This window comes from Brevundimonas viscosa, from assembly GCF_900116065.1.
GTDB lineage: Bacteria > Pseudomonadota > Alphaproteobacteria > Caulobacterales > Caulobacteraceae > Brevundimonas > Brevundimonas viscosa.
Genome location: NZ_FOZV01000002.1, coordinates 339,169 through 360,814 on the forward strand (window position 1 = coordinate 339,169; position 21,646 = coordinate 360,814).

The 21,646-nt window shown below is 71.0% G+C and carries 20 protein-coding genes; 8 read left to right on the forward strand and 12 right to left on the reverse strand.

Translation table 11 applies throughout. The annotated features are described in order from the left end of the window. Positions 1-112 precede the first annotated feature (112 nt). Positions 113-1,666, forward strand: a complete 1,554-nt coding sequence (locus BM333_RS05970) for an AMP-binding protein (protein ID WP_092308352.1) — start codon at positions 113-115, stop codon at positions 1,664-1,666. A 6-nt stretch (positions 1,667-1,672) separates the two neighbouring features. On the opposite strand, the gene ygiD is transcribed toward BM333_RS05970, so the two are convergent. From ygiD to BM333_RS05990, 4 genes are all read right to left on the reverse strand, one after another. Beyond that, on the reverse strand, positions 1,673-2,431 hold the full coding sequence (ygiD, locus tag BM333_RS05975) for a 4,5-DOPA-extradiol-dioxygenase (protein WP_177221811.1): 759 nt from the start codon (positions 2,429-2,431) through the stop codon (positions 1,673-1,675). Continuing rightward, positions 2,428-3,030: an NAD(P)H:quinone oxidoreductase gene (wrbA, locus tag BM333_RS05980; protein WP_092308354.1), complete on the reverse strand. Its 603-nt coding sequence runs from the start codon at positions 3,028-3,030 to the stop codon at positions 2,428-2,430. Before wrbA ends, ygiD begins: the two co-directional genes overlap by 4 nt. Before the next feature lie 116 nt (positions 3,031-3,146). Next, the gene (locus BM333_RS05985; RefSeq protein WP_245777163.1) at positions 3,147-3,605 is read right to left on the reverse strand and encodes a hypothetical protein; all 459 of its coding nucleotides are present in this window, start codon (positions 3,603-3,605) and stop codon (positions 3,147-3,149) included. Beyond that, positions 3,602-4,486, reverse strand: coding sequence for a M15 family metallopeptidase (locus BM333_RS05990; RefSeq protein WP_092308356.1), 885 nt, complete (start codon positions 4,484-4,486; stop codon positions 3,602-3,604). Before BM333_RS05990 ends, BM333_RS05985 begins: the two co-directional genes overlap by 4 nt. Before the next feature lie 123 nt (positions 4,487-4,609). Between BM333_RS05990 and BM333_RS05995 the strand changes: the two genes are divergently transcribed. The 3 genes from BM333_RS05995 to BM333_RS06005 all read left to right on the forward strand — a co-directional run bounded on the left by BM333_RS05995 (position 4,610) and on the right by BM333_RS06005 (position 7,684). Beyond that, entirely contained in the window at positions 4,610-5,977 is a 1,368-nt protein-coding gene (locus tag BM333_RS05995) for an MFS transporter (RefSeq protein ID WP_092308358.1), read from the forward strand. Beyond that, positions 5,974-6,765, forward strand: a complete 792-nt coding sequence (gene mazG, locus BM333_RS06000) for a nucleoside triphosphate pyrophosphohydrolase (RefSeq protein ID WP_092308360.1) — start codon at positions 5,974-5,976, stop codon at positions 6,763-6,765. Before BM333_RS05995 ends, mazG begins: the two co-directional genes overlap by 4 nt. 232 nt (positions 6,766-6,997) lie before the next feature. Further along, a complete protein-coding gene (locus tag BM333_RS06005) occupies positions 6,998-7,684 on the forward strand; it encodes a hypothetical protein (protein WP_092308362.1) in 687 nt (228 codons plus the stop codon). Here the strand turns inward: BM333_RS06005 and hflX are convergent. The 6 genes from hflX to dusB form a co-directional block, all read right to left on the reverse strand. Continuing rightward, the gene (gene hflX / locus BM333_RS06010) at positions 7,660-8,982 is read right to left on the reverse strand and encodes a GTPase HflX (RefSeq protein WP_092308364.1); all 1,323 of its coding nucleotides are present in this window, start codon (positions 8,980-8,982) and stop codon (positions 7,660-7,662) included. The genes BM333_RS06005 and hflX overlap by 25 nt on opposite strands. Next, positions 8,983-9,228: an RNA chaperone Hfq gene (hfq, locus tag BM333_RS06015; protein ID WP_092308366.1), complete on the reverse strand. Its 246-nt coding sequence runs from the start codon at positions 9,226-9,228 to the stop codon at positions 8,983-8,985. An 82-nt stretch (positions 9,229-9,310) separates the two neighbouring features. After that, entirely contained in the window at positions 9,311-10,174 is an 864-nt protein-coding gene (locus tag BM333_RS06020) for a D-amino-acid transaminase (RefSeq protein WP_092308368.1), read from the reverse strand. Continuing rightward, positions 10,171-11,586 carry a nitrogen assimilation response regulator NtrX gene (ntrX, locus tag BM333_RS06025; protein WP_092308370.1) on the reverse strand — a complete coding sequence of 472 codons (1,416 nt, stop codon included), beginning with the start codon at positions 11,584-11,586 and terminating at the stop codon, positions 10,171-10,173. The genes BM333_RS06020 and ntrX overlap by 4 nt, the downstream gene beginning before the upstream one ends. An 11-nt stretch (positions 11,587-11,597) precedes the next feature. Then, the gene (locus tag BM333_RS06030; protein ID WP_092308372.1) at positions 11,598-13,880 is read right to left on the reverse strand and encodes a sensor histidine kinase NtrY-like; all 2,283 of its coding nucleotides are present in this window, start codon (positions 13,878-13,880) and stop codon (positions 11,598-11,600) included. Next, complete coding sequence (gene dusB / locus BM333_RS06035) at positions 13,877-14,929, reverse strand: tRNA dihydrouridine synthase DusB (protein ID WP_092308375.1); 1,053 nt, start codon at positions 14,927-14,929, stop codon at positions 13,877-13,879. The genes BM333_RS06030 and dusB overlap by 4 nt, the downstream gene beginning before the upstream one ends. 65 nt (positions 14,930-14,994) lie before the next feature. Here dusB and BM333_RS06040 point away from each other — a divergent pair, with 65 nt between their 5' ends. Next, positions 14,995-16,149 carry a bifunctional 2-C-methyl-D-erythritol 4-phosphate cytidylyltransferase/2-C-methyl-D-erythritol 2,4-cyclodiphosphate synthase gene (locus tag BM333_RS06040; protein WP_092308377.1) on the forward strand — a complete coding sequence of 385 codons (1,155 nt, stop codon included), beginning with the start codon at positions 14,995-14,997 and terminating at the stop codon, positions 16,147-16,149. On the opposite strand, the gene BM333_RS06045 is transcribed toward BM333_RS06040, so the two are convergent. Continuing rightward, the gene (locus BM333_RS06045; protein WP_092308379.1) at positions 16,146-18,443 is read right to left on the reverse strand and encodes a fused MFS/spermidine synthase; all 2,298 of its coding nucleotides are present in this window, start codon (positions 18,441-18,443) and stop codon (positions 16,146-16,148) included. The genes BM333_RS06040 and BM333_RS06045 overlap by 4 nt on opposite strands. Before the next feature lie 76 nt (positions 18,444-18,519). On the opposite strand from BM333_RS06045, the gene BM333_RS06050 reads away from it, so the two are divergent. Both BM333_RS06050 and BM333_RS06055 read left to right on the forward strand, forming a co-directional pair. After that, positions 18,520-19,011, forward strand: a complete 492-nt coding sequence (locus BM333_RS06050) for a CinA family protein (protein WP_092308381.1) — start codon at positions 18,520-18,522, stop codon at positions 19,009-19,011. Beyond that, the gene (locus BM333_RS06055; RefSeq protein WP_092308383.1) at positions 19,008-19,238 is read left to right on the forward strand and encodes a sulfurtransferase TusA family protein; all 231 of its coding nucleotides are present in this window, start codon (positions 19,008-19,010) and stop codon (positions 19,236-19,238) included. The genes BM333_RS06050 and BM333_RS06055 overlap by 4 nt, the downstream gene beginning before the upstream one ends. Here BM333_RS06055 and BM333_RS06060 read toward each other — a convergent pair. Next, the gene (locus BM333_RS06060) at positions 19,201-20,049 is read right to left on the reverse strand and encodes a YihY/virulence factor BrkB family protein (RefSeq protein ID WP_425425121.1); all 849 of its coding nucleotides are present in this window, start codon (positions 20,047-20,049) and stop codon (positions 19,201-19,203) included. The two genes, BM333_RS06055 and BM333_RS06060, sit on opposite strands and share 38 nt — an antisense overlap. Before the next feature lie 284 nt (positions 20,050-20,333). On the opposite strand from BM333_RS06060, the gene BM333_RS06065 reads away from it, so the two are divergent. Then, positions 20,334-21,644, forward strand: a complete 1,311-nt coding sequence (locus BM333_RS06065; RefSeq protein ID WP_092308388.1) for a diguanylate cyclase domain-containing protein — start codon at positions 20,334-20,336, stop codon at positions 21,642-21,644. The last annotated feature ends 2 nt before the right edge of the window (positions 21,645-21,646 follow it).

A 21,646-nucleotide genomic window follows, 5' to 3' on the forward strand; every position in this document is an offset into this window, starting at 1 on the left:
GCGGCGAGGCGCCTCACGCAAGGTAACGTATCTTTTCAACGAACCGCCCGCGCACTAGTTTGCCCCGCCCAAGCACAGGTGCGGCCAACGCGCCGGCACGGAGGATGACGGTTTGCGCGTACCCCTGGACCCCAAGGCCGGCGAGGAGACCATCTTCGACGCCCTGATCGCCGCGCGCGACACCTATGGCGACAAGGAGATCCTGGAGGACCAGGACCGCAAGCCCCTCACCTACACGGGCTTGATCCGGGCCGCCTTCGTGCTGGGACGCAAGGTCGCGGCCATGACCGCGCCGACCGAGCGCATCGGCATCCTGCTGCCGTCCAGCATGGGGGTGGTGGTCACCTACTATGGCCTGCACGCCCACGGCCGCGTGCCGGTGATGATCAATTTCACGGCCGGCGAGCGGAACATCAAGGCGGCGATCGCCGCGGCCGGCGTGAAGAAGATCCTGACGGCCCGACGCTTCATCCAGCAGGCGAAGCTGGAAGAGCTGGTGGAACAGATCGGGGGCGTGGCCGAGATCGTCTGGCTGGACGACGTGCGCGCCTCGATCGGCCTGCCGGACAAGCTCTACGGTCTGATGGCGGGGCTGATGCCGAAGCGCTTCCGGGTGAAGACCGAGCCGTCGTCGCCGGGGGTCATCCTCTTCACCTCCGGCAGCTTCGGCGCGCCCAAGGGCGTGGTGCTCAGCCAGTCGAACCTGGTCGCCAACTGCCGGCAGGTGGCCCAGCACATCGACCTCAAGCCCGAATGGGTGATGTTCAACCCGCTGCCGACCTTCCACTGCTTCGGCCTGACCGGCGGGGTGCTGCTGCCCCTGCTGCAGGGGATGAAGGCGTTCCAGTACCCTTCCCCGCTGCACGCCAGGCAGATCGTCGAACTGCTGCCGCAGGTGAAGGCCTCGATCCTGTTCGCCACCGACACCTTCCTGAACCAGTACGCCCGGGTGGCCGGGCCTGACGACTTCTCAACGCTGGAATTCGTGGTCGCTGGCGCCGAGCGGGTGCGCGACGAGACCCACCACCTGTTCAACACCCGCTTCCACGGCCTCAAGCTGCTGGAGGGCTACGGCGCCACCGAGGCCGCGCCGGTGGTGGCGGTCAACCATCCCGACCGCAATCGCCCGGGCACCGTCGGCCAGATGCTGCCGGGCATGGAATGGCGGCTCGATCCCGTCGACGGCATCGACGAGGGCGGCCGGCTCTACCTGCGTGGGCCCAATGTGATGAAGGGCTATCTGTCGCCCGACGATCCCGATGAAATCGAACAGCTCAAGGATGGGTGGCACGACACCGGCGACATCGTCTCGGTCGACGAGGAGGGCTATGTCTGCATCCTCGGCCGCGCCAAGCGCTTCGCCAAGATCGGCGGCGAGATGGTGTCGCTGACCGCGGTCGAGGGGCTGGCCAGCGCCGTCTGGCCCGAGGCGCGCCACGCCGTGGTCGCCGTCGCCGACAGCCGCAAGGGCGAGAAGCTGGTGCTGGTCACCGACCGCAGCGACGCCGAGGTGGCGAGGCTGGCGGAATGGGCCCGCGAGCACGGCGCGCCGGAGCTGGCGGTGCCGAAGAAGATCGTCCGCGTCGGCGAGGTGCCGGTGCTCGGCACGGGCAAGACCGACTACGTCGCCATCCAGCAAATGGTGGAGATGGACAAGGCCGCCTGAGCGGCCTCAGCCGATCCGGACCCCGGTCATCGAGATCGAGCCGCCCTCGATGACGTCGTTGAAGAAGGCGACCTCGTCATCCGGCCCGCGCTGGGCGGCGACGTAGAGCAACGGCAGGAAGTGCTCGTCGGTGGGCACGCTGAGCTGGGCGTCCTCGGCCAATCCGACCCAGTCGACGAGGGCGGCGTCGTCGCCTCGGACCAGCGCAGACTTCACAGCTTCGTTGAAGCCGGTCGCCCAGCCGTAGGGCTCGCCCCCGTCCCGTTTCCAGGCGCCGAGGTTGTGCACAAAGTCCCCCGAGCCGGCGACGATCACCCCCTCCTCCCGCAGCGGCCGCAGGCGCCGGGCGAGGTCGAAATGCTGGGGCGGGGTCAGACGCCGGTCCAGCGACAGCTGGACGACCGGCACGTCCGCCTCGGGCCAGACGTGGACCAGCACCGACCAGGTCCCGTGATCCAAGCCCCACTGCTCCGTGGGGGCCGCGCCGGTCAGGGCGGCGACGCGGGCGGCGAGTTCCGGAGAACCCGGCGCGGGGTACTGCATCGCATGCAGTTCGGCTGGAAAGCCGCCGATATCATGGATGGTCTCCGGTTTCTCATGGGCCGTGACGGCGAGGCCGACCGTCTCCCAGTGGGCCGAAACCATGACCACACCCTCCGGCTTGCCGACGGCCGCGCCCAAGGCGCGCCAGCCATCGGCGAAGGGCCCGCCCAAGGCGTTCATGGGCGAGCCGTGGCCGAAGAAGATCGCCGGCTGGCGGGTCACGGCCTCAGCTTCTTCGCGTGTTCGGCCACCCAGCGGCCCTGCCAGCGCGCGCCGTCCAGCTCGTTCTCGCTTGGCATGCGCGAGCCGTCGCCGCCGGTGATGGTGGTGGCGCCATAGGGGCTGCCGCCGGTGATCTCGTCCATCCGCGACTGCCCGGCCCAGGCGTAAGGCAGTCCGGCGACGACCATGCCGTGATGCAGCAGGGTCTGGATCAGGCCGATCAGGGTGACCTCCTGCCCGCCGTGTTGGGTCGCGGTCGAGGTGAAGGCCGAGCCGACCTTGCCGACCAGCGCCCCCTTCGCCCACAGGCCGCCGGTCTGGTCGAGGAAGTTGCGCATCTGCGAGGCCGCGGTGCCGTAGCGGGTGCCGGCCCCCACGATGATGCCGTCGTAGTCCGCGAGCTGGTCGACGGTCGCGATCGGCGCGGCCTGGTCCAGCTTGTAGCCGCTCTTGCGCGCCAGTTCCTCGGGGACCAGCTCGGGGACCCGCTTGATGTCGACCTCGACGCCCTCCACCGAGCGCGCGCCGTCGGCGACGGCTTGCGCCATCCGCTCCACGTGGCCGTAGGTCGAGTGATAGAGAACGAGTACGCGGGTCATGTCCTGCTCCGATGCTGGACGCCTATTGTAACAGCGTCAGTGTCTATTTTGGATGCCGCTCGCCGAATGCAAGGGGTCCGCAGGGACAATCGGTCGGGCGCGGGACGGTTCCGGCCTCAGGCCCGGTTGATCGGGCAGACCCGGTCGTAGAAGGCCCGGTCCGCGGGAACCTTCTGGCCGCGAGAAAGCCGGAAGCGGTGTTCGACCACCATGGCCTGCTGCTCGATGTTCAGCCCCTCCCAGGCGCAGTCCATGCCGAGCGGGTAACGGTAGGCCTCGGGCCGGTCGCCGGCCCTGAGCTTGCCGGTCAACAGGTTGATCCCGTTGGCCGACTGCCAGACGTGGGTGAGCTCATGGATGAGGGTCGCCTGCATACCGAGCGCCGCGGCGGCGATGTCGCCCGGAAGGGTTCGCGCCGGCCAGACGATCCAGTCCCGCCCGAACCAGCGCCCCGGCACGAAGGCGCGCGTCAGAGGCCACGGCGCGGCGAGGATGCGGATCGCGGCGTAGTCCAGCGCGTCGCCGAAAGCCTCGCGCGCCAGAACCATCTCGGCGGACGTCAGGCGGCGGATCACGGGGCGGTTGCGGCGACGTGATAGTCGCCGGTCAGGCCCGTCCACTCCCAGTGCCACGGCTCGTAGACGTAGGGCGTGAAGCCGAAGCGGCCCGCGTTTCTGACCAGCCAGCGATAGACCGGCCCGCGCGCCATGTGCAGACGGCTGGCCGGAGAGGTGTCGTCGACGCCGAGCCCGGCGATGTGCCCGACATAGAGATCGACCGCGGCGCCCGTACGGTGCGGCGAGCACACGGCGCGGCGGAGACCGTCGCAGTTGCCCTGCAGGGTGCAGCGGGCGGCGTCGGCCTCCGGATCGCGGAAACCTGAGAAGATCTGCAGCAGTTCGGGATCGGCAGCGATCTCCGGAACCTCGGCGCGGGCGGCGGCGACCATGCGGCGGTAGGCGTCCAGCACGTCGCGCCGCAGCAGCCGGGTCAGCCGGTCGGCGTGCTCCTCCTCGGCGACAAGATAGCCCAGCTGGTTGAGCGGCGGGGGCTCCGGGCACGGCTCCTCCCGCACCCGGGCCATGATGAAGGGCCGACGCTCCTGCCAGACGCCCCGGAACACCTGGAAGGTGGCGGGGTCGAACCAGCCGGTCGCCGGCAGGCCGTAGCGCGTCTGGAAGGCCGCCAGCGCGCGGGCGAAGGCCGGAGAGCCCGGGGCGCAGTCCGTGCCCAGCTCCTGCTGGATCAACGGGACGTAGGTCTCCCAGCCCCACTCGGTCGGGCCGAAGGGCCTCCACTCCAGCGAGTGCACCGAAATGGCGTTGGCCATCGCCGGGGCGGCCCATTCGATCCCGCCAGCATCACAGGCGCCGGTCGTCTCCGCATGCGCCGCCGACGCCCCCGCCAGCAGGAGGGCGGCCCCGATCAGCGACAGCAGGCGGCGGCCGGTCCACATGTCCGCAGGGTGCCTCCGCCCGGCCCGCTCAGGCAAGGGCCTTCGCGCGGGGATGGAGCAGCGACGGCGAAAGCTGGCATGGTGGCGCCGCGGCCGACTCAGCGCCGTTCCGCGGACCCGTCCATGACCGCTGACTCCCCTGCGCCCGCCGCACCCGTCGTTCGCCGCTCCAACGCCGTGCTGTCGGCCTTCGCCGCCAGCTGTCTGCCGTATGCGGCGCTGGGGCTGCCGGTCTACGTCACCCTGCCGGAGTTCTACGCCAGCCACGTCGGGGTGCCGCTGGCGGCAGTCAGCCTGATCTTCCTGATCGTGCGCCTGGCAGACATCGTGGTCGATCCCTTCCTCGGCATGGTCATCGACCGGACGTCGACGAAATGGGGCCGCTACCGGGTGTGGATGGCCATCGGCGCGCCGATCCTGATGGGGTCGGTGGCCATGCTCTTCTTCGTCGGCCGCGGGGCGGGCCCCACCCACCTCGCCGTGTGGCTGGTGATCATGTACCTCGGCTATTCCATCAGCCTGCTCAGCCAGATGAGCTGGGCCTCGGTGCTGTCGCCGGACTACGACCAGCGCTCGCGCATCTACGGCTTCTGGCAGGTCGCCAACATCATCGGCGTGCTGGCGGTGCTGCTGATTCCAGTGGGCGCCCAGGCGATGGGCCACAGCTACGTCGAGGCGGTGCGGATGCAGGGCGGCTTCATCGTCGTGCTGCTGCCGATCGCCCTGCTGATCACCTTCGCCTTCACGCCTGAGCCGAAGAACGTCACCCCACCCCCGCACGGGGGTCTGGGCGCCACCCTCGCGCTCATCGCCAAACCGGTCCTGCGCCGCCTGCTGCTGTCGGATCTGATGCTCGGGGCCGCGCGCGGCCTGATCGGGGTGCTGTTCTTCTACTTCTTCGAGCAGGCCCGCGGCTTCGAGCGAGAGCAGACCTCGCTGCTGCTGCTGATCTACTTCGTCGCCGGCCTCGTCGGCGCGCCGATCTGGGCCGTGCTGGCCACCCGCATCGGCAAGCACCGCGCCCTGGCCGTCGGCAGCGTCTATTTCGCGGTCAGCTTCGCCGCCGCCACCCTGCTGGTCCCCGCCGGCAACTTCCCCGCCGCCGTCGCCGCCATGTTCGGGGCCGGCCTGGCCTTCGGGGCCGCCGACCTGCTGCTGCGCGCCATGATGGCCGACGCCTCCGACGCCATCCGGCTCGACGTCGGGGCGGACCGCACCGGCCTGCTGTTCTCGATCCTCAACGCCACCTCCAAGCTGGGTTACGCCGTCTCCGTCGGGGCCTTCGCCGTGCTGGAGTGGATCGGCTTCGACGCCGCGCCCGGGGCGGTCAACGAGCCGGGCGTGATCCTCGGCCTGCAGTGGCTGTTCATCGCCGCTCCGGTCGTGCTGCTGCTGGCCTCGGCCCTGGTGCTGCGGATCTACCCGCTGACGCCCGAACGTCATGCCGAGATCCGCGCCCAGCTGGCGGCTCGCGACGGAGAGGCGGCGTGACCCCGATCGACCGCCTCCGCCGCATCATGGAGCGGCTTCGCGACCCCGACGGCGGCTGCCCGTGGGACGTGGAGCAGACCTTCCAGACCATCGCCCCCTACACCCTGGAGGAGGCCTACGAGGTCGCCGATGCGATCGAACGCGGCGACTGGGACGATCTGAAGGGTGAACTTGGAGACCTCCTGTTCCAGGTCGTTTTCCATGCCCGCATGGCTGAGGAGCAGGGTCTGTTCGCCTTCGACGACGTGGCTGAGGCCATCGCCGACAAGCTGGAACGCCGCCACCCGCACGTGTTCGGCGACGAGGCCGCCAAGGCTGACGGGGCCGCCCAGAAGGCGCGCTGGGAGGACATCAAGGCCGCCGAACGCAAGGCGAAGGCGCAGCACGGCGTGCTGGACGACGTCCCCGTCGGCCTCCCCGCCCTCGCCCGCGCCGCCAAGCTGACGAAACGCGCCGCCCGCGTCGGCTTCGACTGGCCATCAACCGCGGAGGTGTTCGACAAGCTGGACGAGGAGGTCGCCGAGCTGAAGGCCGAGATCGCCGCCGGCGACCTCGACAAGGCGCGCGGCGAACTGGGCGACCTGCTGTTCGTCATGGCCAATCTGGCCCGCAAGCTGGGCGTCGAGCCGGAGGACGCCCTGCGCGGGACCAACGCCAAATTCGTCCGCCGCTTCGCCTTCATCGAGGCGGCGCTGGCGAAGGACGGGCGGACGCCGGAGCAGAGCGACCTGGCCGAGATGGATGCGCTGTGGGACGCGGCGAAGACGGCGGAGCGGCGCAGCGGCTGACCCCTCCCCCATCCTGCGCCTGCGGCTCCGGATGGTCCCCCTCCCCATCGCTGTGCGACGGGGAGGAGACGGCGGCGACGGCGATTTCTCTCCCGCCCTGCGGCGTCGGTCTCCCGCGACGTGAGCCGGCCGATCTCGCCGCCCTCCTCGACCCATAGCGCACCGGGCGGGTCCCCGCTTGACCTGATCCGTGCGCGGAGCGAGCCTCCGCCCGGTCTCCGGAGCGAGCGTCATGCCCCTGTCCATGCTCATCGGCCTCCTGATCGCGCAGGACCCTGCGCCGCCTCCGCAGGACGCGACCGCCATCGGGGACGTGGTCGTGGTGGGCCGCGCGCCGCCGCGGCCGGATCCCTTCGAGATTTTCCGCGCCCTGTGTTTCGACGCCAATCGTCTCGACGGGCGGGCCTTCCGTCCGACCATGGTCACGCAGTGGCGTCCCATGGCAGGCGCGTCCCCGTTCGGCGACGGCGCCGCCGGAGGAGAGACCTTCATCCGGCGCGAGGGCGACCTGGAGATGGTGCTCAGGATCGACGAGGGTCCTGACGAGGTCACCGCCCGGGTCAAGCGCAATGTCTGCAGCCTGACCCTTGTCGGGCCGCACGATCAGCAGTCCCTGGAGCGCGGCATGAGCGCGGCGCTGCGCGCCGGAGGCACGAGGACCCACCTCAACTACGAGACCCTGTATCCGACCTGGCAAGGCTGGACGCAACTGGCCTGGACCGCGATCCCGCAGCGCCGCCAATCGAGATGGAGCGCCTTCGCACCGGGCCACCGCGACACCAGCGGCTTCGTCGTCGTCACTGACGCAAGCTTCTACCGTGAGAACAGCTATCTGGTGACGGAGCTGCGCTATACGAACCGGGAGCCGAGGCCCGTCAGCCACATCACCATGACTTACCTGACCCGGGACGAACCCTGACCGAACATTCGCTCGAAGCGTCCCAGCGCGGCCGGATGGAGCCGGACCTTCACATGCGTCCGACCCGCCTCGTCCGTCTCCCGCGCGGTGACGCGCCCGTTCTCGTACAGCCAGGCCAGCGCCTCGCCCTGGGAGGGGTCCAGCGTCAGCTCCGTTTCCGGATCGTCATCGATCAGCGCGGCGATGGTCTCGCGCAGCGTCTCGACCCCCTCCCCGGTCCAGGCCGAGACGGCGACCGCCTTGCCCTGAACCCGCAGCCGTTCGGCCTGGCCGAGCACCGCCTCGCGCGCCTCGCCTTCCAGCAGGTCGATCTTGTTCCACACCTCGAGCACCCGCCGGGTCCTGCCCTCGACGGCGGGGATCTGCTCCAGCACCGCCTCGACGTCCCTCGCCTGGGCGTCGCTGTCGGGGCTGGCGATGTCGCGCACGTGCAGGATCAGGTCGGCCTCGCCCACCTCCTCCAGCGTGGCCCGGAAGCTCTCGACCAGCTCGTGCGGCAGGTCGGAGATGAAGCCGACGGTGTCGGCGACGATCGCCGGCCGGCCCTGCGGCAGGCGGATGGTGCGCTGGGTGGTGTCGAGGGTGGCGAACAGCAGGTCCTTGGCGAACACCTCGGAGCCCGTGAGCCGGTTGAACAGCGTCGACTTGCCGGCGTTGGTGTAACCGACCAGGGCGACAGTCGGGAACGGCACCTTCTGGCGCGCCTTGCGATGCAGGCCGCGGGTGCGGCGCACCTCCTCCAGCTCGGCCTTCAGCTTGACGATGCGGTCGGCGATCAGGCGCCGGTCGAGTTCAATCTGGGTCTCGCCGGGGCCGCCGGTCGAGCCGGTGCCGCCGCGCTGGCGCTCGAGGTGGGTCCAGGTGCGCACCAGCCGCGAGCGCTCGTAGTCGAGGCGGGCGAGTTCGACCTGCAGCCGGCCTTCCTTAGTCCGCGCCCGGCGGCCGAAGATCTCGAGGATCAGGCCGGTGCGGTCGATGACCTTGGCGTCCCAGGCCTTCTCCAGATTGCGCTGCTGCACCGGGGTGAGCTGGTCGTCGACGACCACGGCCTCGGCCTCGGCCGCCCGCACCAGGGCGGCCAGCTCGTCGACCTTGCCGGAGCCGAACAGGGTGGCCGGCGCGACCTTGCGCACGCGCACGATCTCCTCGGCGCGCACGTCGAGGTCCAGCGCGCGGGCCAGACCCACGGCTTCCTCCAGCCGCTCCTCGGCGAGGCGCGGGCTGTCGCTCCGTCCGTCGGGGTGAATGACGACCGCCCGGATCAGCGGGACGGCGTGGTCGATATGCTTCGAGGTCAATCAGTCTTCTTCGGCGTCGGGCTCGTACAGCTGCACGGGCTGCGACGGCATGATGGTCGAAATGGCGTGCTTGTAGACGAGCTGCGACTGGCCATCGCGACGCAGCAGCACACAGAAGTTGTCGAACCAGGTGACGATCCCCTGCAGCTTGACCCCGTTCACGAGGAAGATGGTCAGCGGCGTCTTGGTCTTGCGGACCGAGTTGAGGAAGGTGTCCTGGAGGTTCTGACGCTTGTCTTGCGACATGGCAGGTTTGTCCTGTTCTTGTTGCTTGGCGGGCGGGAGACCCGGGGGCTCACCTTAACGGCGCCTGCGTCCGTCGCAACGCCTAGATGGCCTCGCGCCGCGCCCGTTCAAGGTACAGGGTGCGCAGCCTGGTCGCTACAGGGCCCGGCTTCCCGTCGCCGATCTTCACCCCGTCGATCGAGACCGCCGGCATCACGAAGCCGCTGGCCGAGGTGTAGAAGGCCTCCCTCGCCCGCCTGGCCTCGTCGACCGAGAAGGCCCGCTCCTCCAGCTCGATGCCCTCCTTCGCCGCCATCTCCAGTACGGCGGCGCGGGTGATGCCGCGCAGGATGTTGGACTGGGTGTCGCGGGTGCGCAGCTTGCCGTGCTCGTCGACGATCCAAGCGTTGGTCGACGACCCCTCGGTGACCAGGCCCATCTCGTCGACCATCCACGCCTCGGCGGCGCCGCGCTCCTTCGCCGCCTGCTTGGCCAGCACATTGGGCAGCAGACCGACGGTCTTGATGTCGCAGCGGCCCCAGCGGATGTCGGGCTGGGTGATCACCGCCACGCCCTTGACGGCGGCGGCGTTCCCCTTGGCCAGCGGCAGGGTGCGGGCGGTGACGACCACGCTCGGCGGGGTGCCCTCGGCCGGGAACGGATGGTCGCGCCGGGCCGTGCCGCGGGTGATCTGGATGTAGACCAGCCCCTCGCGCACCCGGTTGCGGCGCACCGTCTCCTTCAGCACCCGCGCCAGCGCCTCGGGGCTCATCGGCCGGTCGATGCGCAGTTCGTCGAGGCTGCGCCAGAGGCGGGTCAGGTGACCCTCGAAGTCGGCCAGCCGGCCGTCGAACACCGACCAGACCTCGTAGACCCCGTCGGCGAACTGGAAGCCGCGGTCTTCGACATGCACGACGGCGTCGCGCAGCGGCCGATAGGTTCCGTTGACGTAGGCGAACCGGCTCATGCCTCGGCAGCTCCCTCTTCGATGTCCTCGCCGCCCCGGGCCGGCGAGACGCCGAGCGACTTGAGCTTGCGGTGGAGGGCCGAGCGTTCCATGCCGATGAAGGCGGCGGTGCGGCTGATGTTGCCCCCGAAGCGCATGATCTGGGCCGCCAGGTACTCGCGTTCGAACACCTCGCGCGCCTCGCGCAGCGGCAGGGCGATGATGCGCTCGGCCCCCAGCGAGCCGCTCGAGCCGGCGTTGGTGGCCTCCTGCGGCAGGGCCTCGGCCCCGATCGGCTCCGCCGGGTCCCCGGTGGCGAGGATCAGCAGCCGCTCGACGTTGTTGCGCAGCTGGCGGACGTTGCCCGGCCACGGATGGACCTGCAGCACGGCGATGGCGTCGTCGCCCAGCCGGCGGCGCGGCAGGCCCTGCGAGGCGGCAAGGCTCTCGATGAAGTATTCGACCAGCTCGGCGATGTCCTCGCGCCGCTCGGCCAGCGGCGGCACCCGGATCGGCACCACGTTCAGGCGGTGGAAAAGGTCCTCGCGGAAGCGGCCGGCCGAGATCTCTTCCTTGAGGTCGCGCGAGGTCGAGGTGATGACGCGCACGTCGACCTGCACGTCCTGCTCGCCGCCGACGCGGCGGAAGCGCTGTTCGACCAGCACGCGGAGCACCCGGCTCTGGCTCTCCCGCGGCATGTCGCCGACGTCGTCGAGATAGAGGGTGCCGCCGTGGGCCCGTTCGAACACCCCGATCTTGCGCGGCCGGCCGTCCATGCCCTCCTCGCCGAACAGCTCGACATCCAGACGCTCCGGCGTCATTCCGGCGGCGGCGATGGCCACGAACTCGCCGCGGGCGCGGGCGCTGGCCTCGTGGATCTGGCGGGCGACCAGTTCCTTGCCCGACCCCGGCGGGCCGGAGATCAGCACGCGGCTGTTGGCGGGCGCGACCTTGGCGATGGTGCTGCGCAGGGTCTGGGCCGCCGCCGACTTGCCGATCAGGCCGGTCGGAGCCGCCACCTGGGCGCGCAGCCGGCGATTCTCGCGCTTCAGCTGGGACGCTTCAAGCGCCCGCTGAACAACCACCACCAACCGGTCGGACTTGAAGGGCTTCTCAATGAAGTCGTAGGCCCCGCGCTGCAGGGCGCTGACCGCCGTCTCGATGTTGCCGTGGCCCGAGATCATGACCACGGGCAGGTCCGGGTCCAGCTCCTTGATCATGTCCAGCAGCTCCAGCCCGTCGAGGCCGCCGCCCTGCATCCAGATGTCGAGCAGGGCCAGCGACGGCTTGCGCGCCCGGATGGCCGCCAGCGCCTCGTCGGAGTTGGCGGCGACCCGCACCGCATGGCCTTCGTCCTCGAGCAGGCCGGAGACCAGTTCGCGGATGTCGGCCTCGTCGTCGACGACCAGAATGTCGGCTCCCGTGGATCGCATGACGCGCCTCGCTATTCCGCCACCGCACGCGCCGGGGATGGAGACGCCGAAGCGCCCTTGCTCCCGGCTGCAGCAGCCGCCTTCAGGGGGAAAATCAGACACACGCGCGCGCCGGACAGGGTCTCGGCGTCGGCCAGCCTGAGCTCGCCGCCGTGTTCTTCGCAGATGCGCTTGACGATGGCGAGGCCGAGGCCCGTGCCCTTCTCGCGCGTGGTCACATAGGGTTCGGTCAGTCGCTCGCGGTCCCGCGCCGGCAGTCCGGGACCGTCGTCCTCGACGATGAAGGTCGCCAGACCCTCCTCGACGTGCAGGCGGGCCAGGATGCCGGGCCGCGTCTCGTCGTCGCTTCGCGGGGCGGCGTCGCGGCGGGCCGCCACCGCCTCGCCGGCGTTCTTCAGGATATTGGTCAGGGCCTGGCCCACCATGCGGCCGTCGGCGTGCAGGACGACCTTCGGCAGGGGTTCGACCAGCTCGACGCCGATCGACGGGGCCGCCACCCGCTGGGCGAACACCGCCTCGCGCAGCAGCTCGGCGGGATTCTCGGCGGTGAAGCGCGGAGCCGGCATCCGGGCGAAGGACGAGAATTCATCGACCATCCGACCGATATCGCCGACCTGCCGGATGATGGTCTCGGTGCAGCGGTCGAACACCTCGACGTCCTCGCCGACCTGCTTGCGGTAACGGCGACGCAAGCGCTCGGCCGACAGCTGGATCGGCGTCAGCGGGTTCTTGATCTCGTGGGCGATGCGTCGGGCGACGTCCCGCCACGCAGCGTTCCGCTGGGCGGTGACCAGCCGGGTGATGTCGTCGAAGGTCAGCACCATCTCGCCGCCCAGCCCGCCCTCGATGCGCACCCGCAGCCGGCGCGTCTCGCCGGCGTGCGCGACGTCGATCTCCTCCTCGATATGCGCCTCGGCCCGTCCCGCCAGCTCGCTGAGTTCCGGCGACACCTCGCCCAGCGGCCGGCCGATGATCTCGGCATCAGCGATGCCCAGCAGGTCGACGGCGCTGTCGTTGATCGCCGAAACCCGGCGCTGGCGGTCGACGCCGATCACGCCGGCGGAAACGCCCGACAGCACTGTCTCGATGAACACCGTACGCGCCCGCGCTTCCTCACTCGCCGCGCGCAGGGCCGCCTGCTGCGCCTCGAGATCGCCTGTCATGCGGTTGAAGGCCGTCGACAGGGTCTGGATCTCGCCCGGTCCCTCGCTGTCGTCCACCCGCGCCGACAGGTCGCCGCCGGCCACGCGATCGGCAGCCTCGACCAGTCGCCCGATCGGGGCCGAGATGGCGCTGGCCGCCGACATGCCCAGCCACACGGCGCCGACGAGCACCAGAAGGGCCGTTTCGAGGTAGCTCAGCGCGAAGGCGGCCTGAATGCGTTCGCGACTCACCATCGCCTCGCGATAGGCGACGATCGACTGCTCGGCTTCGGCCAGCTGGGCGATCAGACCCGGCCGCAGCGGGCGCGCGACGTATAGGTAGGCGTCGCCGTAAGCGGGAAAAGCCATCAGGCCCCTGACGGCGTCGGGATTCTGGGTGACCTGCTGGACCGAGGGCTCCTCCCCGCCCGCGGCCTCCTCCAGGGCGGCGATCGGAGGGGCGATGTAGGGGGGCGCGCCCGGACCTTCGCCGCTGGCCAACACCTCCCCCTCCGCGCCGAGGATATAGATGGCCGGATAGCCGAACAGCTCCCCGACCTGGGTCAGGGCGTCCGAGAACTGGATGCGGCTGTCGAACAGCGGACGCACGCCTTCCAGCTGTTCGGCGATCACCGCCAGGTCCCCGTCCATCTGCGCCGAGACGTCGGCCGTGTAGGCCCGGCCGATGCGGGCCCCGTTGTCGACGGCGGCGCGCACGTTCTCGCTGAACCACTGGTCGACCCCCCGATTAACCAGCACGCCGAAGACCAGGGCGATGCTGACGGCGGGCACCAGCGCCACCAGTGAGAACAGGGTGACGAAGCGCAGGTGCAGTCGCGCCCCAGCATGAGTCCGCCGCCGCACCAGGACCAGCACCCGTCGCCCGATGACGATCGCCAACGCCCCGATCAGCAGAAGGTTGAGCGCCAGCACCGTAAGGACGGCTTGGCTGGCCCGATCGCGGGCGCCCTCCCCCGTGGCGCCCGGGGCGGTGGCCAGCAACCAGATCGCGGCCCCGCTGACCAGGAATGCGACGACGTAGGCGGCAAGGAAGATGTGGCGACGGCGATCCTCCGACCAGCCGGCGAACCAGCGCGCCGCGCCGCGGGCGGCGGGGTCCTGCGCGGCGTCGGCGGGGGGGGTGTCCGTCATGCCGCGTCAGCTTCTGCCAACTGTTGCCGGATATCAACAGCAGAGTTGCCGGAATACGTCACCGGCCGCCACAACTCCGCGAGCGCGGCCTCGACGTCCCCCGCCGTGTCCAGCCGGCACAGTCGCGCCTTGGCCGTCCGTCGCGCGGCCGGATCTGCCGGCCACGGCGCCTGCTCGACGTACCAGCCGAGATGCTTGCGGAACATCTTCAGCCCCAACGGCAGACCGTAGAAGGCGACCGAGGCGCGCAGGTGCTCGACCACGATGGCGAGGCGTTCCTCGCGGTCCGGCTCCCGAAGCACCGTTCCGTCCGCCAGCGCCCGCTCCAGATGGGCCGCCAGCCAGGGCCGGCCGTAGACTCCCCGACCCAGCATCAGGGCGTCCGCGCCCGACTGCGCCAGCGCCGTCCGCGCGTCCTCGGCGGTGGCGATGTCGCCGTTGACGATCACCGGCACGCCCACCGCCGCCTTGACCTCGGCCACCGCCGCCCAGTCGGCCTTGCCGGTGTAGAACTGCTGGCGTGTGCGGCCATGCACCGTCACCGCCCGGACGCCGATCTCCTCCGCCCGCTGCGCCAGCTCCGGCGCGTTGCGGCTGGCGTCGTCCCAGCCGAGGCGCATCTTCACTGTCACCGGCCGGGAGGTGGCGCCCACCGCCGCCTCCATGATCCGGCAGGCCAGGTCCGGCGTGCGCATGAGGGCCGAGCCGCAGGCGGCGCCGGTGACCTCCTTGGCGGGGCAGCCGAAATTCAGGTCGACGATGTCGGCGCCGGCCCGCTCGGCCATGCGCGCGCCCTCGGCGATGGCGGCGGGATCGCCCCCGACCAGCTGGATCACCGTCAGCGGCAGCCCCTCTCCGACGGCGGCGCGACGCACCACGTCCGGCCGCGCGCGGGCGAGCTCGGCGGCGGCGACCATCTCGGTGGCGACGTAGGCTGCGCCCAGCCGGCTGGCGAGCCGGCGAAACGGCAGGTCGGTGATGCCGGTCATGGGGGCGGTCAGCACCCGGCCGGGCACCTGCACGTCGCCGATCTGGATTCCTGGGTTCATCCGTCCTTACCGCCTGCCGGACGCCCCTCTCGTCAAGCGCAACCGCGGCGATTAGAAGGCCGACGATGTCATCCCCCCTCCCCGTCTTCGCCGCCGTCGTGGTCGCGGCCGGTTCCGGATCGCGCGCCGGCGGCCCCAAGCAGTGGCGCCTGCTGGCCGGTCGTCCGGTGATCCGCTGGTCGGTCGAGGCGCTGCTCCGGGCGGGAGCCGCGGAGGTCGTGGTGGTGGTCCCGTCCGGCGCCGAACCGGAAGCCGCCGCCGCGCTGGAGGGGCTGTCCGGCTGGCGCACCGTGGCCGGAGGCGCGAGCCGCGCCGCCTCGGTGCGCAACGGACTGGCCGTCCTCGGCGGCCCCGGCGACCGGCCGGTGCTGGTCCACGACGCCGCCCGTCCGCTCCTTTCGGGCGCCGTCATCGACCGGTGCGTGCGGGCCTTGGACGAGGCCGACGGCGCCCTGCCGGCGCTGCCGGTGGCCGACAGCCTGCGGCGAGAGTCCGCTGGGCTGGTGGCCGGAGCGGTGGATCGCGACGGCCTGTGGCGCGCCCAGACCCCGCAGGCCTTCCGATTGGAGACCCTGATCGACGCCTGGGCCGGCTGGCCCGCGGGGGAGCCGGCGACGGACGAGGCGGCGGTCGTTCAGCGCGCCGGCGGCCGCGTCCGGATCGTCGAGGGCGATCCGCGCCTGATGAAGCTCACCTTCCCCGAGGATTTCGCCATGGCCGAGGCCCTGATCCCCCGCCGGACCCGCACCGGCTCGGGCTTCGACGTCCACCGCTGGGGTCCGGGCGACGCCGTGTGGCTGTGCGGGATCGAGATCCCCCACGACCAGACCCTGATCGGCCATTCCGACGCCGACGCCGGCCTCCACGCCCTGACCGACGCCATTCTCGGCGCCATGGGCGACGGCGACATCGGCGACCACTTCCCGCCCACCGACCCGCAGTGGAAGGGGGCGTCCTCGGACCGCTTCCTGCTCCACGCCGTCGAGCGGCTGCACGCCCGCGGCGGTCGGCTGGTCAACGTCGACGTGACCCTGATCTGCGAACGACCGAAGGTGAAGCCGCACCGGCAGGCGATGCGCGAGCGGCTGGCCGGACTGCTGGGGCTCCCGCCCGAGGCCGTCAGCGTCAAGGCGACCACGACCGAGGGGCTTGGATTCACCGGCCGCGGCGAGGGCCTCGCGGCGCAGGCGATCGCGACCGTCGAACTGCCCGACGCCTAGAACGGCCGCTCCGGCGGCGGGAACCAGCTGCGCCACAGGGCCCCGATCAGGTTGACGTAGTCGTCGGTCCACGGCCGCACCGTGGTGGCCCGCGTCGCCTTCCAGCGGGGATCGGCGCGGAAATCGGCCAAGGCCGCCTCGCTGCGTCCAAGGATGACGGCCTCGGTCGAGGCCTCGGCCATCTCGGCCGCCGTGCCGCTCTCGTAGTAGATCTGGTGCAGGGTCGGCACGCCCAGGGCCTGGCCGGCGGCGATCGCCGGCAGGGTGATCTCGAGGTTGCGGTTCGACAGGTGCAGGAGCACCACGCCTTCGGGCTTCAGCAGCCGCAGGTAGCCGGCGATGGCTTCCGCGGTCAGCAGGTGCGTCGGCACCGCGTCCGAGGAGAAGGCGTCGATGATCAGCAGGTCGTAGCTGCCGGCCGGCTGGTCGGCGAGGGTCAGGCGGGCGTCGCCCAGAACGGTGTCGACCGGCCCCTCCGCGCAGTCCGAGATGTAGCTGAACCACTGCGGATCGCGCGACAGCTGGTCGACCATGGGGTCGATCTCGAAAAAGGTCAGGCGGTCCACCGGACGCTTGTAGGCCGCCATGGCCCCGGACCCTTGACCGACCACGCCGATCCGCGCCGGGCCGCGCCGCTGCACCATCAAGGCGGACTGACCGATCGGCGTGGCGGTGTTGTAGTAGAGGGTCGGCGCGCACTCGTTGAGGTCGTTGCGCGCCTGCGCCCCGTGCAGGGTAGTGCCGTGCATCAGCACATGGACGTCGCCGCCCATCCGCGGATCCGGGGCGTTGGCCACCCGCATGACGCCGAAGAAGCTCCGCTCGGAGTAGCTCCAGTCATAGCCGCGGGCGATCCACTGGGCCGACAGGGTGATCATCACCAGCACGGCGGTGAAGGCCAGCGCGCGGTTGCGCAGCAGGAAGGCGCATATCGCCGCGGGGATCAGCATGATCATGGCCAGTTGGCCCATGCCGGCCGGGAAGATGCGGTAGAAGGCGCCGCGCGCCTCGTCGTTGGCGTTCAGCCACAGCGACAGCAGCACCGGCGACAGCGCCACCACCGCACCGGTGAGCAGCAGGGCGACCTGCGCCCGGGTGAGCGGTCCCTTCCCCCAGGGCCGCGCCAGGCCGACGAGCACCAGCACCAGCGGGTACTCCCAGACCATGTTGAAGATCGCCGGGGCCAGCAGGGCCGTGAAGGCGCCGCCGACCACCCCGCCGACCGAAAGCAGCAGGTAGAATTCGGTCAGCCGGTCCGGCGCCGGGCGTCGCGCCGCCAGCAGCTGGTGGCACATCAGGGCGGCGAAGAAGAAGGCGACGAGGTGAATCCCGAAGGCCATGGCCCAGTTGGCGGAGCGGAAGGCGACGATCAGCACCACCACGGCCCCGACCGCGCCCTGCACGGCCAGGGTGACCGGCAACGGGATCCACGGACGGTTCTGGAAGGCGATGACGAAGGTCAGCAGGTAGAGGGCCAGAGGGATGACCCACAGGAAGGGAGCGGAGGCGACGTCGGTCGACAGGTGGGCGGTGACGCCCAGCATCAGGCTGGACGGGGCGGCCGCGAGCAGGATCAGGATTCCCTTCTCGCGCCAGGACATCGGGGCGGAGCGGGCCAGCGGCGCCGGCTCCGCGCTTCGGTCGATGCGGCGACGCCAGACGACCAGCGCCAGCCCCACGACCATCAGGCCGAAAGCCGCATAGCCGAGGGTCCAGCCCCAGCGCTGGCCGGACAGGGTCGCCAGCGGCTCGATCAGGGACGGATAGGACAGCAGGGCCAGGAAGCTGCCGAGGTTGGAGGCGGCGTAGAGGACGTAGGGATTCCGGCCGTCGGCATGGGCGGCGCGGACCCGCGCATACCAGGCCTGCAGCAGCGGCGCGGTGGCCGACAGCACCGCGAAGGGCGCGCCCACCGACAGGGCCAGCGTCGACAGCAGCCACAGGATCGGGGCCGCCGGATCGGGGGCTCCAAGGATCTCGTTGACCTGCAGCGGCAGGAACAGGGCGGCCAGCACCAGCAGGCCCAGATGCACCCCGACTTGCGCCTTGATCGATCTGATCCGCTGCAGCAGGTGGGCGTAGCCATAGCCGGCCAGCAGCGCCGCCTGGAAGAACACCATGGCCGTGTTCCACACTGCGGGCGAACCGCCCAGCATGGGCAGGATCAGCTTGGTGACCATCGGCTGGACCACGAAGACCAGCGAGGCCGAGGTGAAGATGGCGATCGCGAAAAGAGCCGGGGTCAGTCGGTCGCCGGGCGCTGCGGACGCCGTGTCGATGGTGGTCTCGCTCATGCCCGCCCCGTATGATGCCGCCGACCCGGCGCGACGCGACCCTAGCGTGACTCGCGCCCGGTTCGGAAAGGACCAGATGTTCTCCTACGATATCCAGGCGCTGGCGCGACGCGTGGTCGAGGAAGGGGCGGCGCGGGGGCTGACGATCGCCTGCGCGGAGAGCTGCACCGGCGGGTTGGTCGCGGCCGCAATCACCGCCGTCCCGGGATCCTCGGCGGTGCTGGACCGCGGCTTCGTGACCTACAGCAACGCCGCCAAGACGCAGATGCTGGACGTTCCGGCCGAGCTGATCGAGGTGTCCGGCGCGGTGTCGGAGGCCGTGGCGCGGGCCATGGCCGAAGGCGCGCTGCGGAACGCCGGGGCCGACGTCTCGGTCGCCGTCACCGGGGTCGCCGGACCCGGCGGCGGTTCGGAGGCCAAACCCGTCGGGCTGGTGCATTTCGCGGCGATCGGACCGGCGGGCGCGGTGCATGTCGAGCATCGCTTCGGCGACATCGGCCGCGAGGCGGTGCGACTCGAGAGCGTGCGGACGGCGCTGGGCCTGCTGCTCGACCGGATCGGCGCGTGATCGTCGACGCCCGCGGCCATCGCTGCCCGACGCCGAGCCTGAAGCTTCAGAAGGCGCTCCGCGGCGCACCGCCGGGATCGCGGGCGACCCTGCTCGCCACCGATCCGATGGCGCGCATCGACGTGCCCTTCCTGATGTCGGGTCTCGGCGGCCGCGTCGTCTCGGTGGAGGAGAGCGGCGGTGTGCTGACTATCGTGGTCGAGACGCCCGCCGCGCAGACAGGCTGACCACCCGCTCCGACGAGGTCTCTTCGGGAGTCTCGGGCAGTTCCGGGGCCTGTCTGGAGCGGGCGGCGATCTCCATCTCGGTGGCGAAGGCGCCGCCGTAGAAGATGGCGTTGACGTTCCAGGACAGCCAGATCAGCAGGACCACCACGGCGCCGACCGAGCCGTAGGTCGCGCCCAGCGGGGCGATCTGCTCGACGTAGATGGCGCACAGCCAGGACGAAATGGTCGAGAACACCGTCGCGATCACCCCTCCGGTGATCGACGGTCCCCAGGCCACCGGAGTGCGGTGGGACATGGCGTAGCGGTAGAGCAGGGTCAGGCCGACGGCGAGGCCGAGCGCCGGCCACAGTCCGTTCGCCGGCAGACCGCCGCCGCCCTCTCCCGGTCCGGTGTGTTCGAGCAGGCGCGAGGTGACCACGGCCCCCGACACCACGGTGAACAGGGCGAAGGCGAACAGGGCCACGAAGAAGGCCAGCAGGTTGAAGCGGAAGAAGCCGTGCGGCTCGGTCTCGTCGTGGATCAGGTTCAGGCCCGCGAGCAGCGCCTTGAAGCCCCGGTGCGCGGCGTAACCGCCGATGACCAGGGCGAGGAAGCTCTGCGTCGACACCGTGCTGGCCGAGGCGTTGGCCAGGCGCTCGATCTCCTGAAGGAAGATGGCCCGGGCGGCGTAGGGCATCACGTCCGCGAGCGCCGCGGCCTGCTCGCTGACCTGACCGATGCTGAGCACCGCCTTGTAGAAGCCGATGAGGATCGCGATGGCCGGGAACACAGCCAGCAGCGCGAAGAAGGACACGCCGCCCGTGTAGAGCATGACGTCGCGGCCCCAGCTTCGCGCGAAGGCCTTCGCCGCCAGCCGACCCCAGTGGCCGGGCGTCGTCATCTGCGTCCCGGCGCCCCGTTCGGAAGTTGCGTTCACCCGGTTCCCCAACCGTCCCGACAGGCGCCCTCCTTAACGCAATTCTCCCGGGAGGAAACATGCGGAGCCCGTCGTCCCGGCACAAACCTGCGTGAACCGTTGCCTCGCCACGGCGCTCCTCGCTATGGTCCCGCCCCTGAAGACCGCTCCGGGGCTGGGGGCGTCTGGAGAACTCCACCTTGGCTTCCGATCCGCGCATTCTGGTCGTCGCGCCGGACGATGGCCTTGTCGGCCCCCTGTGTCAGGGACTCGACGCCCTCGGCTGGCGAACGGTCACGGCCCGGTCGTTGGTCGGGGCGGTGCAGGTCCTGATCGACTGGCCGCTCGAGGCGGTCATCCTCGACAGCCGGCTGGCCGAGGCGAAGGCGGGCGTCGAGGCGATGCGCCAGACGGTGTCGCCGCGCCGGTTGCCGGTGCTCGCAATCGGGTCGGAAGCGGCCAGTTGGGAGGCAGGACGGGTCGAGATCGCCATGTCCGCGCCGCCGCACGCGGCCCAGGCCGCTCTCCGACTCGAACATCTGGTCCGCGCCGCCATCGCCGAGGAGGAGGTCAGCCTGCGCGAGGCGACCTTCGCCGCGCGCGGCGAGCCGCTGCCGGCGGCAGAGCCCGACCCCTCCCCGCTGCGGGTGCTCGCCGCCGGAAAGCCGGACCGGCGCTTTCTCGCCCTCTCCAACTCCCTGACCGCCCTCGGCTGCGACGTCATCGCGGCGCCGACGCCCTATACCGCCTTCGACTACCTCCACGAGCGGCCGTTCGATGCCGCCGTGCTGTGGGGGGGCGAGGACCACGCCCCGGCCCTTTCCATCGCTTCGGGGATGAAGCGCAACACCCGCCTCTATCACGTGCCGGCGGTGCTCTATCTGCGCGGCTCTGCCGAGATCAATCTGGCCGAGCTGTACAACCGCGGCTTCGCCGACGTCGCGGCCGCCGACACGCCGGAAGAGGAAACCGCCGGGCGCATCGTCGCCCTCGCCCGGGCCCATCGTCGGCACGTCGCGATCCGCCGCACCCTCGAGGGCGCCCGCGCCTCCGGTCTGACGGACCCGGCGACGGGCCTGTTCACCCCCGAGCTGTTCGCCGCCCATCTGGCCCGCGTGGTCGACGGCGCCCGCCTTCGGCGTCGGCCGCTGTCTGTGGCGGTCCTGCGGATAGCCGCCACCGAGGCGATCGCCGCCGCCCGGGAGGGCGGCTGGCTGGACCGGGCGCTTCCCCAGGTCGGCGCCATGGTCTCGCGCCTGATCCGGACGGAAGACACGGCCGCCCGCCTGGCCCCGGACGTCTTCGCCCTCGCCCTGCCGGCCACGCGGGGCCCGGCCGCCCGTATCGCCGCGGACCGGATCGCTGCCGTGATTGGCTGCACGGCCTTCGATGCAGGACCCGAGCACCCGCCGTTCGTGGTCGAGTTCGAAGTGGGCGTGAGCGAGATCGGGCCCGAGGAGTCGCCCGCGGCCGCGCTGGAGCGTGCCCGCGCCGGCATCGGCCGTCGCTGATT

Bases quoted from the DNA above. Each gene is read 5' to 3' on its own strand.
- wrbA (WP_092308354.1), bottom strand. From the start codon at position 3,030: ATGACCCGCGTACTCGTTCTCTATCACTCGACCTACGGCCACGTGGAG.
- BM333_RS05990 (WP_092308356.1), bottom strand. From the start codon at position 4,486: ATGTGGACCGGCCGCCGCCTGCTGTCGCTGATCGGGGCCGCCCTCCTG.
- BM333_RS05995 (WP_092308358.1), top strand. From the start codon at position 4,610: ATGACCGCTGACTCCCCTGCGCCCGCCGCACCCGTCGTTCGCCGCTCC.
- BM333_RS06005 (WP_092308362.1), top strand. From the start codon at position 6,998: ATGCCCCTGTCCATGCTCATCGGCCTCCTGATCGCGCAGGACCCTGCG.
- hfq (WP_092308366.1), bottom strand. From the start codon at position 9,228: ATGTCGCAAGACAAGCGTCAGAACCTCCAGGACACCTTCCTCAACTCG.
- BM333_RS06020 (WP_092308368.1), bottom strand. From the start codon at position 10,174: ATGAGCCGGTTCGCCTACGTCAACGGAACCTATCGGCCGCTGCGCGAC.
- ntrX (WP_092308370.1), bottom strand. From the start codon at position 11,586: ATGCGATCCACGGGAGCCGACATTCTGGTCGTCGACGACGAGGCCGAC.
- BM333_RS06030 (WP_092308372.1), bottom strand. From the start codon at position 13,880: ATGACGGACACCCCCCCCGCCGACGCCGCGCAGGACCCCGCCGCCCGC.
- dusB (WP_092308375.1), bottom strand. From the start codon at position 14,929: ATGAACCCAGGAATCCAGATCGGCGACGTGCAGGTGCCCGGCCGGGTG.
- BM333_RS06040 (WP_092308377.1), top strand. From the start codon at position 14,995: ATGTCATCCCCCCTCCCCGTCTTCGCCGCCGTCGTGGTCGCGGCCGGT.
- BM333_RS06045 (WP_092308379.1), bottom strand. From the start codon at position 18,443: ATGAGCGAGACCACCATCGACACGGCGTCCGCAGCGCCCGGCGACCGA.
- BM333_RS06050 (WP_092308381.1), top strand. From the start codon at position 18,520: ATGTTCTCCTACGATATCCAGGCGCTGGCGCGACGCGTGGTCGAGGAA.
- BM333_RS06060 (WP_425425121.1), bottom strand. From the start codon at position 20,049: ATGCTCTACACGGGCGGCGTGTCCTTCTTCGCGCTGCTGGCTGTGTTC.